Genomic DNA, 13557 nt, shown 5'->3' with positions numbered 1-13557 from the left:
GGCGGACGATCGCGCCCGCTCAACGGGTCGCGCCGGTTGGCCTGCAGTACGTAAGTCAGGCTCCAGTTTTCGCCGGTGCGCCCGCCCGTGACACGTCGAAACTGTCGCTCGCGGTGCCGCCGCGCAGACGCAGCCGATCGCTCTGGCAGTCGCGCTTGAGGATCACGTTGATCATGCCGGCTACGCATCCAATGACATCGGTATCAATGTCCCAACATAAATGTATGCTATCTGCCGCAAATCAACCTATTCAACTGCATTGCATGCGTCTCAGCGGCCCCATCCGTGTACGGCCTGTGGCCCCAGAATCAATTCGCCGGACCTCAGTCACCGATTCACCGCCAATTCCGGTGGCAAAGCACGATTTCGTTTTGTCGTCTCCGGTTTGGGCCGGGGGCCATTGTGCGGATCATGTCAAGATCATCAAATACTGCGATTTTTGGTATCCCCCACCGAACGGAGACATCTGATGAATATTAATGAAACCAAGGTGGCCGGTCCATCTTCGCCAAGCGCGTTGCAAGAAGCGCACGAGCACGATGAAAGGACGGTGGCACTGCAACCACCTTCACCACCGCCGCAAACCCCGCTCAACCCGGCGCTAGCGCCGCTTGCCGCGCTCAATCGCTCAGGCGCCTCGCCTGCCGGCTCAGCGTCGGCGTCCTCTAGGTCGGCGTCGCCCGCCGAACCAGCATCGCCCGCACCGCATGCGCGACACTCGGCTCCGACAACTGCCTCATCCATTGCGGCGACGCTGGCCGCGCGCGCGAACTCCGCGCTGGCAACCGGCGTCCAGCACGCGTCCGCTGCGGTGTCCAAGGCCGCGTCCAATCTCTGGTCGTTGGCGGATCTGCGCACCATGCTGCAGATGCATGCAGACGATCCCGCGTTTTTGCGGATGGTGCGCCACACCGACCCGGAACAGCTCGCGCCCCACAGCCTGGCCGCGTGCCGCCAGCAGATCACGCAGCTGCGCATCACTATCGAAGCTGCCAACGGTCTGGAACCACGCTTCCGTCGGCAATTGCTCGGCGACATCAAGGCCGTGGAAGACGCGCTGCAGCCGCTGGAGCACGGGACACCCGCGGCCGGGCGGGCGCTAAAGTCGCTGGTCAATCTGGTCAATCTCTGGCCAATAGCCGTGCCAAGTCCGCTCCTAGGCAAACAGGCCAAGACCTTCGCCTACACCGTCGCTGCTTCCACCAAAAACGTCCTGAGCATTTCTGCATCGGCTTTACGTCCCACCGCCGATGGGCTTCCGTTCCCGCTGATGGGTGGGCAGCTGGGACGCGAAGCGAACGAAATGCACTTCTACTCCATCATGCTCAAAGGAATGTTTCTCGCAACCGAACTCCCCAAGAAATTCGGCAACCCGTCCATACAACGTCAGGCCGAAGCAGCGGAAAGCAATGTGGGATTTGCCGCAGCCGCATCGACCGCCTGCGCGGCGTTGATACTGACGCCCTTCTTCTGGAACAGCCTCAATGCAATGGGGAATCGGCTACATAGCGGTGCCTCGAAAATGAGCGCCAAGGCCATGCAAAGGCTGGGCTACGGCTCGCAGGCGGAGCAGTTGCGCAAGCAACTGACACCCGGCCAGATCAGCGACCAACTGCGTAGGCAACTCAACGATATCTGCGCCGCTCTGGAGACTGGCCACGACGCCTTTCAGCAAGCGCGCCGAAACTTCACCGGACCCAGCGCAGGACACGAACTCACCCGGACGCTGAATGCCCAATGCACGCATCTGCTGGAGACGCTCGATCAGTGCAGCAAGCGACTGAGCGCGTCGCTGCAACTTGATCAGAGCCAGCCCGAAGCCATCCCGCGCCAGGTGAACAACCACGACTTCTCCTCCAAATTGGCACTGACGCTATTGGGCGCCGGCGTGACCGGGCTGACCGTCTACCTGATCCAGCCGGATCGGATCGGAACAGTGGAGCTGCTGGCCGACTCAGCCATCTTGACGACGGTGATGATGCAGTCGGCGTTGAACAAGCGAGCGACCCGTCAGGACGCGATGGAACGCTTCAAGTCAATGTGCTCCGGCAGCATGGTCATGGCGGTGGCGCTTGGTGTGGAGAAACTGTCCAAGACGTTCGCAGACAAGAGCCTGATCGAATCCTCGTCCTCATCGCCCTACTACGCTGGCGCCATCATGTCGCTGATGTCGATGACGATGCCTGGCCCAATGGCGCGCGGCGCGGAACTGGCGATGAACTGGGGCGGGCATCAGGTCATGCGGGTATTCAAGGGGCCCGATGGCACACCGCTCGCAACCCGCATGCCTTCCTCGCCCGATGAGCTGGGCGAGACCATGCAAAACACATTGACATATATGCAAAGCCTGACAGACGCGCAGTTGGATGATTACAGGACGATCGTTGCAGAAAGTACTCTGCAAGCGATCCATGATGCGGGCGCGGGTACGCAGACGCGGCCTAGCAGCGTCACGATCAGCGAAATTACCGAGATGGACGACGCCGCCGAGGTGGCGATGCAGACCGCATCCCCCGAACCGGCAGCGCCTGCGCAATCGCATCCATCCAGCGATGACGCCGCAACGCGCACGTCACATTCGTCCTGATGTTGCAACCAGCAGCAAGTGATAGCAGCCGCAAATGCATCCATTCAGATCCGTATTTCATGCGTCTAATCGCGTCACAGCGCGCCTATGCATGCACAGCTCTCGTCCCAGAATCAATTCGCTGGACCTCAACCGCCGTTCTCATTGCCACTTCCGATGGCAGCGCACCAGTTCGTGTCTCCGGTTTGGGCCCGGGGCCTTTGTGCAGATCATGGAAGAGCACCAAGCATTGCGATTTGGTGCCCCCTACCGAACGGAGACATCCGATGAAGATTAATGAAAGTCCATCTTCGTCAAGCGCGCTGCAGGAAGCGCGCGAGCACGATGAAAGGACTGTGGCAGTGCAATCGCCTTCGCCAACGACGCAAACCCCGGTCAACCCAGCGCTAGCGCCGCTTGCCGCGCGCAGTCGGTCAGGCACCTCGCCTGCAGGCTCCGCGTCGGCGTCGCCCGTCGAACCAGCATCGCCCACACCGCAGGCGCCACCTTCTGCACCGACAACTGCCCCGTCCACTGCGGCGACGCTCGCCGCGCGCGCGAACTCCGCGCTGGCAACCGGCGTCCGGCACGCATCCGCTGCGGTGTCCAAGGCCGCGTCCAATCTCTGGTCGCTGACGGACCTGCGCACCATGCTGCAGATGCATGCAGACGACCCCGCATTTCTGCAGATGATGCGCCATACCGACCCGGAACAGGTTGCGCCCCACAGCCTGGCCGCGTGCCGCCAACAGATCACTGAGCTGCGCCGCGCTATCGAGCCTCTAAACAGCGGTCTGGAAGCACGCTTCCGTCAGCAAATACTTGGCGACATCAAAGCGGTGGAAGACGCCCTGCAGCCGCTGGAGCATGGGACGCCCGCCATCGGGCGCGCGTTGAAGGCGCTGGCCAGCCTGGCAAATTTGTGGCGAGTGGCCGTACCAAGCCCGCTCTTGGCCAAACAGGCAAAAACCTTTGCCTACACCTTTGGCGTTGCATCCAGGGGCGCGGCAGTGCTCGCGGCCTCGGCACTGCGTCCAACCGCCGACGGCTTTCCTTTACCGCTGTTTGGCGGACAGTTGGGGCGCGACGCCAACGAGCTGCATCTGTACGCCAGCGTGCTGAATGGAATGTATCTGGGCCCTCAGATTGCCAAGAAGTTGGGCAGCCCGTCCACACGGCATCAGGCCGACGCAGTGGAAAACAACCTGGGATTTTCTGTAGCCGCCTCAACGGCATGCGCAGCGCTGGTAATCACGCCCTTTGTTTGGAACAGCGTCAGCGCAGCCGGCAATCGGCTGCACCACTGGGCATCGCATCTGGGGGCAGACATGGCGCAGCGCGTGGGGTTCGGTGCGCATGCGCAGCAGATGCGCGCTGACCTGACGCCCGGCCAGATCAGCAGTTCACTGCGCGATCAACTCGACGAGGTCGTTTCCGCGCTACTGACCGGCCGAGACGCATTTCAACAGGCACGCCGCGACTTCACCGACCCGAGCCAAGGGCGCGAACTCACCCGCACGCTCAATGCCCAATGCACCCACTTGCTGGAAACGCTCGATCAATGCAGCAAACGCTTGAGCGATGCCCTGCATAATGATAAGGACCGGCCCGCTGCAATTCCACGGCAAGTGCCCAACCAAGACTTTTCCTCCAAAATGTCGCTGGCCTTGCTGGGCGCAGGGTTGAGCGCACTGGGTATCTATCTGGTCCAGCCGGACCAGATCGGCACGGCGGATACGGTGGCGGACACAGCAATCGTGACAGCGGTAATGATGCAGTCGGCGTTTAACAAGCACGCGACCCGCCAGGACACGATGGAGCGCTTCAAGGCCATGTGCGGCGGCAGCCTGGTCGTCGGGCTGGCGCTAGGCGCGGAGAAACTGTCCAAGACGTTCGCAGACAAGAGTCTGATCGAAGCATCGTCTTCATCACCTTATTACGCTGGCGTCATCATGTCGCTGATGTCGATGACGATGCCTGGCCCGATGGCGCGCGGCGCGGAGCTGGCGATGAACTGGGGTGGGCGTCAAGTCATGCGGGTATTCAAGGGACCCGATGGCACACCGCTCGCAACCCATATGCCTTCCTCGCCCGAAGATCTAAGCCAGACCTTACAAAGCACGGCGAGATATCTGGAAAGTCTGACGTCGGAACAGGCGCAGCAGTATGAGCAGATGGTCGGAGATATCGCGCTGCAAGTGATCGAGGACGCGGGTGCGGGTGCACAGCCCAAGCCCAGCAGCAGTGTCAAGATCACCGACATCACCGACATCGCCGGGATGAACGATGCCGCCGAGGTCGCGATACAGACCGCCTCCCCGGAACCGGAAGCGATTGCGCAAGCGCACTCATTCAGCGATGACGCAGCAATCAGCACAGTGCGCGCGCCCTGACGTTGCGACCAACGGCAATGGGCTGCCAGTAGGCAGCTGCTAAGAACGGCTAACAAAACGACTGCGCTCACCGTCAGGCGGTCGCGGCCAGTGCCCGGAATCGGCATGTACCACGCGTACACTGCGGTTCCTGCGCGCAGTCCGCACCCACCTTACGACTGCTCGCTACGTTTTGTGAGCCGCTCTTAGCTTGATGTCATATGCCTGAGCGATGTTGCCTAAACGGCTGTCGGTTCGTGGCCAACGCACGTCCGATCGCGATAGGCGCATTACGTGTGCGAGCAGACCCAGCGACTTTGCGTTTGCGCTTACCAACAGACCTTACGTCGGCGACACTAGCAACTACCGCACCGACCCACTCACACCAGGTACCGCCGGAACCACTCGATGGTGCGATCCCAGGCCAACGTCGCGGCCGGCTTGTCGTAACGCGGCGTGGAATCGTTATGGAAGCCGTGATTGGTACCCGGATACATAATAGGCCTGATAGACCTTGTGCTGCGCCTTGAGCGCGGCCTCGTATGCCGGCCAGCCGGCGTTGACCCGCTCGTCTTCCGCCGCGTAATGCAGCAACAGCGGCGCGCGGATGCGCGCGACGTCGGCGTCGGTGGGCTGACGGCCATAGAACGGCACCGCCGCCGCCAACTCGGGATAGGCCACCGCCGCCGCATTGGCCACACCGCCGCCATAGCAGAAGCCGGTGATGCCGACCTTGCCGGTGGTGCGCTCGCGGCTCATCAGAAATTCCACCGCGGCGAAGAAGTCGTTCATCAGCTTGGTCGGGTCGACCTGCGCCTGCAGCGCGCGGCCCTTCTCGTCGTTACCTGGATAACCGCCGACCGAACTCAGGCCATCCGGCGCCAGCGCGACGAAACCGGCCTTGGCCACGCGCCGCGCCACATCTTCGATATATGGATTCAAGCCGCGGTTTTCGTGCGCCACCACCACGCCCGGCACCGCAGCGGTGACCTTGGCCGGACGCACCAGATAGCCGCGCACCTGGCCATGGCCGTTGGGCGAGGGATAGGTGATGTACTCGGCCACGATGTCCGGGTCGGTGAACTCCACCTGCGTGGCCAGCGCGTAGTTGGGGCTTAGCGATTCAAGAATCGCCGCCGCACTCAAGCCGGCTACCGCGAACGCGGCGGCACGGTCGAGAAAATCGCGCCGGCTGAGTTTGCCGTGCACGTAGCCGTCGTACAGCGCGAGCAGATCGGGGTGGAAATCCTGGGCGGTTAAATGGCGCATTGGCGTTCTCTTTAGAATTACGTGCAGGTTGAAATTTTTATGCGATATTTTCCAAGATCTTCTTGTAACGCATGCGTAGCGCGTTTTCACCGCCTTCCATGATCGTGCAGATCGCCTTGCGGGTACCAGGTTCGGATACTGTACCCAAGCCAGTCGCATCCACATCGATTTGACCTTCATGGAAATGCATTGGTATTACCCATTCGGCGTCCCCGTTGACCACCACATTTGGATTATGGGTAACAACGATCAACTGCCGATGCGTCTTGTTGGCACGTATCTGGCTGACGACCAGATCCATTACCATTGCGTTGTCGAGATCGTCTTCAGGCTGATCCACGATCAACGGCTCTCCGCCAAACGCCAGCAGTAGAGACAACACAGCAGCGCTTTTCTGGCCTGCGGAAGCTCCGTCCACTGATCGCGATTTTCCGCTCTGCGTGAACATAAGATCGAGACCATCATCTGGAAACCACGTCAGCAATTCATCAATCTCCAGCTCACCAAGTCTGGTTTCGATGTGCGTTCGTAGTCGTTTGTTAACTTTCTCGCCCAGTAGGTCCTCATGCTTTGCAGGTTCCTGCCGCATGCGTAGGATCTCTTTCTTCAAGGAAGAGAGCTCCTTCTCGAAGTCCGCGACAGATGCGCTGAACAACCGGTGCAGCACACCGCGTTCGGCGCCGCCCTCCAGCACTTCGTAGATATCCTCGGCGAACGCTGTGGGTTGTTTGATCAACTCACGGAAGCGAGTTTCGGCAATTTCCGGCGTACCGAAACGCGACAGACTCAGACGAATTCTATTCCCTGCCCGCTGGTTGATCTCTGTGATGAAATCTTTACGGCTTTCGCTAATCTCATGGCGCAGCTGCATCAATTCCGCAAGTACCTGCTCTGCTTGCTGTTTGTAGCCAGCCTGTTCCTGAAGACCTGCATCCAGACGCTTTAGCTCCTTCTGCAGTTCGTCCCTCCGGGCGACCAGTGACGCGTATTGATCGGGCGACTCCACTCCCTGAGACTTCAGCCTCTCCAGCAGCGCTTGATAGTCGGCCTGCGCCTGCGTAATCGCAACCTGCAAGCGTAAGGCGCCGAAACGGGCTGGTGTCGTCGCCAGGGTAGCCTCGATCTGCGACACGGCAGTCCGAACCTGCTCGTAGTGGCCGCGTAGCTCCGACTCAACCTGCTCGACCAATCCTATGAACTCGGCTTCATCGTCATCGCCCTGATCGAATCCTTCGAACTCGATCCGCCGAAACAGGTCGGAATCCTCAACCGCTGGTCGCATGCTTTCGAGGTCGCTCTGCCACTGCGCGAGCAGGTTCTGCTGCGCGCTCAGTTGGTGCCGCGCACGCTGATAGGCCTGCAGGCTGCTTGCATGGTGCGACAGTTCCAGCGCTGTGAGCTTGCGCTCGGTGTCACGCAGTTCGGCTTCAAGCGCAGGCCGCTGGCTCAAATCGGGCGCCAATTGCCGCGCTTGTGCACGAAGGCCAAGGAAGCGTTGGCGCATCGCGTCGAATCGACGCTGCCATTGTGCTTTGTCAACCTGCGGCTGCCGGTCAAGCAGCTCGAGTAGGTAGCCGCGCTGTTCGGCAAGCGCATAGATCTGCTTCTGGCTCAGTACCGTCACCGGGAAGCGATTGCGCACATAGTCGTCATCAATTTGTTCCGGCACCGGCGACCAGTCGCTGCCAGTATGTTCTTCGATCGCTGTCAGGCCGGAACGCTTGTCCCATGCCACAGCCATCGCTTGCCCATCCTTGTTCAGTTCGACCCGAATTTTGGTATCGGAACGCAGGGCGCCATGGCCTTCCTTGTCATTGGCAAGCGCAAAATTCTTGAAGACATCATGGATCTGCGCTAATGGACCACTACGCTCGCCTGCCAGATCCCCATCTCGACGAAGCACGATTCTTAGCAGCTCCACCAACGACGACTTACCAGTGCCACGTCCACCGATGACGGTGTTGAACCATGGGTTGAACTCGACGTTTAGCTGACCCTGCTGCGGATTCTGGCGCAGCTGCAGCGGGCCAGTGCCAAGACCGCTCAGCCACAATGAAGGCGTGCGGTTAGGGTTCGGCAGTGTTGAATCGAAACGCTGGACGCTACCTTTATTGTCAACTAGTGCCATACGCAATGCCCGCAAGCCAGGACGAGTCATCTTGACCCAGGTGCTAGCCGAGCCAGCTTCTGCAGGCGTGTGCGCATCCGAACCAGCGACAATGGCGACACGCTCGCGTAGCGCCGGCAGATAGCCGGCGATTGCGGGGTTGCATTCGTTCACCACCTGGGCCGCATCTATTCCGCGCAGGATTTGGAAGAGTGTTCTTGATTTCAAGCGTGTTTTATAGCTCGTCACACCACTGGCGGACGTGGTGGCTTGTGTCTCGTACAGACCGTTGTTGCTGTCCACATGGGCGGCAACGACAAGCCCCCCTTCCTTCCGAATTGCCTCGATCGCGTCTAATGCATTCTTGCCGCACTGCTTCTCGTGATTCTTCCCCAGCTTCGGGCAATCGATGCGGATCAATACCCGATTGATGGTGTTCGCGGGTTCAGCCTCGTCGAAGATCGCCAGCAGATGCAGACCTTCAGAAGTAGTAATTTCTACGCCGGGCAAAAGTACCAGTGGGCGATAAGCTGGATCAGCCGGCTGTTGGGCAGCAATAACGGCCAAAGCGCCGCGCAATGCGTCAATGCGGTCGCCACAGTTGTGATCGGTTATCGTAACGCAGTCGATCCCGGCACGCATGTAGTCCAGAAGCCAATCACGATCCGAGTATGCGGTGTCGCCACGGTAGTCGCTGGATGCCGGCATGTGATTGTGGAAATCGCAACGCCACCAGCGCGCTCCTGGGAAGTCTGTCATAGCGGCTCTCCTTGGCTTATGTGTCGGTTGTTTCGTATTTCAACTTATATCTGCCTGCGGCCGCAGGTATAGTTCTTGGTACGAGAGCTAGCGACTCCAATTACTTCTATCAGCGGCAGATCAATTCTTCAGTCATCGTCGCGGGCAAAGCCCGCATGGGTGAGGCCGACACTGCCTCTACCGGTTTCGTTCAATAGCGGGCTCGTTTCAGGATCGGCCGCGTACAACGTCACACGTAATGCATTTACACCCAGCAGCTCGAACTTTGGCCTGCGCCCGGACAGCCGCTCGCTGCGATTGAGTATCTGCGGCACGCCCTCGCCACGTTTCTCCATCACGCGACTCCGGCCAACGCCTTCCATATCCACCGGGCAGCGCGCCAGCAGGTTGGTCAGCAGTTCATTGCGGGTGGCGGTGCGCAGGGCGATCGACTCTACCGATTGGGAGTTGGGTAACGCGCCGGGCGAGGTGATCTCCAGCCGGTCGGTGAACAGATGCACCTGCACAGGCGCCCCGCTGATCGAGTAGTCGCGATGCGCACCGGCGTTGGCGATGGCCTCGAATACAGCCTCTGGATCGAACTGGGGCACGTCGATCCGGCCCAACTGCTTGCGTGCCGCGGTGCGCATGCCGCGCAGCACGAAGGCGGCAGCCTGGCGAATCTGCTGATCCAGCGGGCCCTGGATATCCTGCGCATCCAGTTGCTCCTGGGCAGTCTTCTCGGTACCGGCATAGTGCACGCATTGCACATAGGCCTGCGGCAACCAATCGCTTGGCGTGGCCGTCGCCATCAAGACGCCAGCGACGCTGGCCCATTCCTCGCCAGGCTCTCCCGGAACCAGCAGCTTCAGCTTGCGCAGGCGCAGTTCCTCAGGTTCATCGGTTGTCCCGAGAAAGCGGCCGTACAGCGCAGCATCAAAGTTCGCCTGCGTACAGCCCAGCACGGGCATCTCGTCGAAACCCAGGGTTCCGGCGCGCTGCCGCGACTGCATGAGGCGCAACAATTCGTTCGGCGGCAGATCGTGCTTGGAACTGCCCTGACGGCGGAAATAGCCGCCTGGTGCGAGATGGACATAAAGCGAACGCGGTATGTCGATCACCAAGACAGCATGCTCGGTGCCGGAGCGATCAGGAACAAGCCTGCGCCGCAGATAAAAGGTAGGCTCGGGCGTGATGCGGTCGCGCACGCAGTTCTCGACCCAGATGCTGACTGCATCCAATCGATCCAATGGAATCCCGACCACGTCGCGGGTCTTGTCGTCCACTCCCAGGATCAGGCGCCCACCGATGGCGTTGGCGAATGCCGCGATCTCCTGGCAAAGGCTATCCCCGTTCGGCCCTTTGATCTTGTCGTTCTCGAACACGATGCGCTTGAATTCCAGCTGCGAGTCTTCGCCCAGCCGAATCTGCTCGAGCAGATCGCCCAATTCACGTGAGCTACTCATTGAGCGGGATGCTCCAGTGTCCACTCCACATCGAACAGCACCTGCACGGTGTGCTGCGTGCGCAGCGCATTTTCGACCCGCTCCAGCATCTCGTCCTGGCTGCGCTCGATGCGCTTTCTACCTTCAAAAAAATCCAGCATGGCATCGTCACGCTGCTGCTCGATCCGCTTGATCTCGCGTTTGAGCTGGGCTTTTTGCTCCAAGGTCTCGAGTTGACGCAAGGTGCGTTTGGCATCGCGTACCTGCAGGTCGAATTCGTCGATACTCTGCTGCAGCAATAGCCTTTGATCCTCGCCCCAACGATCAAGGCGCTCGGATTCCTGCAAGAACCAATTCTCGTTGCGCTTGTTTGCCTCAGCCAGCACGCGCTCCACTGCCGCTTCGAAAGCAGGAAGCGCACGATCTTCGGCGACACAGTGCCTTGGTACAAAACGGGCAGGAACTTCCATCAGACGCGCAGCGGTTTGGTCAGGCACGACGCGACCATCACTGCACAGCGCACTGCACACCAGTTCTTCCAGCACTTCCTCTGCGGTCTGGATGGTGACCAACGCTACACGCAGCTGCCCTCTGCTTCCCAACCACTGGCGCACATCGACACGCTGTGCATCCACAGCGGCGTAATCGAAATGAAGCGTGCCAGGTGGAGTCGGACGTTCTTTGGCCTGGCGGCAGAGCCTTTCCCCCAACCCCTTGTCCGGCCTCAACAGCCCGGCGTTGGCTTCTTCGGCCGGCGGCCAGCTGACCGCGTAATCGCCTTCCTCCAGTTGAACCAGTTTGTCGCTGATGCGCGCCTTCGGCCGCTCGGCTGCGATCAGGTGCAGAAACTGACTTTCATACTGATTGATCTTGTGTAGCATGCCTGCGCGACGCGAGCGCAAATTGCGCACGACATCCTCGTCGAAATGCTCCAGCAGCATGCGCCGCGCACTTTCCTCGCGCCGGCCGATGCTCTCGTCCAGTTCAGCCTGCAAGGCAGCGAACTCAGACTCGATTTGTGCGGCGTCGCGACAGTTTTGATAAATGCGCAGGATCCGCTGCTCGATGTCCACACCGGATTCGATCGCTCCCAATATCTCGTCGCTGGCACCAAATACCCCGTCAAATAGTTTGAACTTCTTTTCCAGGAGCTCAAACACCAATTGATCCGCACGATTCTTGCGGTTGACGAAATTCACCACAACCACATCGCTCTTCTGACCATAGCGATGGATTCGCCCGATCCGCTGCTCGACACGTTGCGGATTCCAGGGCAGATCGTAGTTCACCAACAACGAGCAAAATTGCAGGTTGATGCCCTCGCCGCCTGCTTCGGTGGTGATGAGAATATCCCGTTGATCGCGAAAAGCTTCGACCACTGCGGCCTTCATGTCTGCCGTCCTGGAACCTGAAACAAGCGCAGAGCCGGCGTGACGCTCCAGCCAGTCGGCATACAGCTGCCTGGAATCGACGTCGTCGTTGCTTCCATTAAGCAGAACGGTTCGCCCGGCATAGCCATGTTCTTCGAGCAGGACGCGCAAGTACTCCTGTGTGCGCCGCGACTCGGTAAAGATCACTGCCTTGCGTTGCCCGCCAAGCTTTTCGGCCATCGCAAGCGCTCGCCCGAGGACCAGCAAGAGCGCGTCGCCCTTCCGATTGCTTTGAATCTGCTTGGCCAGGTCACGGTAGCCGCGCAGACGATCGATTTCCTGCGCGCGGCAAAACAGCTCTGCCTGCAAGGTATCGCTATCCGGCGCATCGCCCTGCCTTTCCATTCCATCGGAATCCAGCTCATCACTGAGTTCGTCGACGGTCTCGAAATCTTCGATCTGCTTGGCAGTGAGCGCCTGGTTGGACTCGAGTCGACCGATGATCGTGTCGAGCGTATCGGCGATGGCGAACGTCGAGGAGGCCAGAATTTTGCGCACCACCAATGTCACCAGATGCCGGGCCGTCGGCTTGATGGCAAGGATGGAAGGATCCTGCAGGTAAGCCGAAACCTTGTCGTAGAGCTCAAGCTCCTCGTCGGAGGGCGTGAAGTCCTGGGTGATGGAAAAGCGCTTGGTAAAATTGATGCCACCCTCGGCCTGTACATGACGACGCAAGGTACGGTGACAGATCCGTTCAAGCCGATGCCTTAAGTCATTAAGCCGCGCCTCTGAGCTCCGACCTGAGGCGTACTGCATCTGAAACGCCTTCTGACTACCAAAGAACTCGTCGCTGATGAAGGACACCAGCCCATACAACTCCATCAACGAATTCTGGAACGGCGTGGCGGTCAGCAGGACCTTTCGCCTTCCACGCAACGCTTCGTTCAAGGCGACAGCACGCTTTGACGCGCTCTTGCCTTTGTACAAGTTGCGCAGCTTGTGCGCTTCATCCAGCACGACCAGATCCCAGCGGACCCCAGCAAGCTCTTTTTGCTTGCTCGCGGCAAACTCATAGGACGTCACGATGATCGCATCATCGATCTGAAATGGATTGCTTACATCAAGTCGACGAGAGGCATTGAACGACTTGCTCTCAAGAATGCGGGAGGGCAGCTGAAACTTCTCTTCCAGCTCCTGTGTCCACTGCTTGCGCAGCGTTGCAGGGACGATCAACAGCAGACGGCGGCGGCGTTGTGCCCAATGCTGGGCCAGCACCAGGCCGGCCTCGATGGTCTTGCCGAGTCCAACCTCATCGGCAAGCAACACGCCCGCCTCCACAGGCGATTTGAGCGCGAATAAAGCGGCATCCACCTGATGCGGGTTCATATCGACGCGCGCAGCAGACAAGGCACGTGCAACTGCCGATTCGTCCCGACTACGCAACGTCAACCAGTGGGCAAAGAACTTGCCCTGATGATGTGAGTAGCAATGCAACCCCGGCTGACCACTGGGATAGACACTGCCGGTCGATGGCGCTGGCAGGGTGGACATGGAGAATGCCTTTATGAAATACGTCGAAACTCTCTCCAGAGTATGCAGAGTGAAAGAAAACTTCGCCAACACGCGCGCACATCTGCGCAAACGTGTTGCGACAAAAAACCCCGCCTTTCGGCGGGGTCCTTTGTGATGC

General features: G+C 59.8%; 7 protein-coding genes and 1 other RNA gene. 3 read left to right on the top strand and 5 right to left on the bottom strand.

Annotation, left to right across the window (positions count from 1 at the left end):
• The first annotated feature begins 469 nt into the window (after positions 1–469).
• From xopX (J5I97_RS01845) to J5I97_RS01835, 3 genes are all read left to right on the top strand, one after another.
• Entirely contained in the window at positions 470–2587 is a 2118-nt protein-coding gene (gene xopX / locus J5I97_RS01845; RefSeq protein WP_208588651.1) for a XopX family type III secretion system effector, read from the top strand.
• A 266-nt stretch (positions 2588–2853) separates the two neighbouring features.
• Positions 2854–4959: a XopX family type III secretion system effector gene (gene xopX / locus J5I97_RS01840; protein ID WP_208588650.1), complete on the top strand. Its 2106-nt coding sequence runs from the start codon at positions 2854–2856 to the stop codon at positions 4957–4959.
• Positions 4960–5064: 105 nt separating this feature from the next.
• Positions 5065–5140, top strand: a non-coding RNA gene (locus J5I97_RS01835) — sX9 sRNA.
• Positions 5141–5318: 178 nt separating this feature from the next.
• Here the strand turns inward: J5I97_RS01835 and J5I97_RS20270 are convergent.
• The 5 genes from J5I97_RS20270 to J5I97_RS01810 form a co-directional block, all read right to left on the bottom strand.
• On the bottom strand, positions 5319–5435 hold the full coding sequence (locus J5I97_RS20270) for a dienelactone hydrolase family protein (RefSeq protein WP_254216285.1): 117 nt from the start codon (positions 5433–5435) through the stop codon (positions 5319–5321).
• Positions 5404–6207 carry a YghX family hydrolase gene (gene yghX, locus J5I97_RS19695; protein ID WP_254216284.1) on the bottom strand — a complete coding sequence of 268 codons (804 nt, stop codon included), beginning with the start codon at positions 6205–6207 and terminating at the stop codon, positions 5404–5406. Before yghX ends, J5I97_RS20270 begins: the two co-directional genes overlap by 32 nt.
• A 37-nt stretch (positions 6208–6244) precedes the next feature.
• Positions 6245–9073, bottom strand: a complete 2829-nt coding sequence (locus J5I97_RS01820) for a TrlF family AAA-like ATPase (protein WP_238135617.1) — start codon at positions 9071–9073, stop codon at positions 6245–6247.
• 128 nt (positions 9074–9201) lie between these two features.
• Complete coding sequence (locus tag J5I97_RS01815; protein ID WP_208588649.1) at positions 9202–10518, bottom strand: ATP-binding protein; 1317 nt, start codon at positions 10516–10518, stop codon at positions 9202–9204.
• Positions 10515–13490 carry an SNF2-related protein gene (locus J5I97_RS01810; RefSeq protein ID WP_238135616.1) on the bottom strand — a complete coding sequence of 992 codons (2976 nt, stop codon included), beginning with the start codon at positions 13488–13490 and terminating at the stop codon, positions 10515–10517. Before J5I97_RS01810 ends, J5I97_RS01815 begins: the two co-directional genes overlap by 4 nt.
• Positions 13491–13557: the final 67 nt, after the last annotated feature.

Origin of the sequence: Xanthomonas fragariae (genome assembly GCF_017603965.1) — a bacterium.
Classification (GTDB): domain Bacteria; phylum Pseudomonadota; class Gammaproteobacteria; order Xanthomonadales; family Xanthomonadaceae; genus Xanthomonas; species Xanthomonas fragariae_A.
This window is presented reverse-complemented; position numbering and strand designations above follow the sequence as displayed.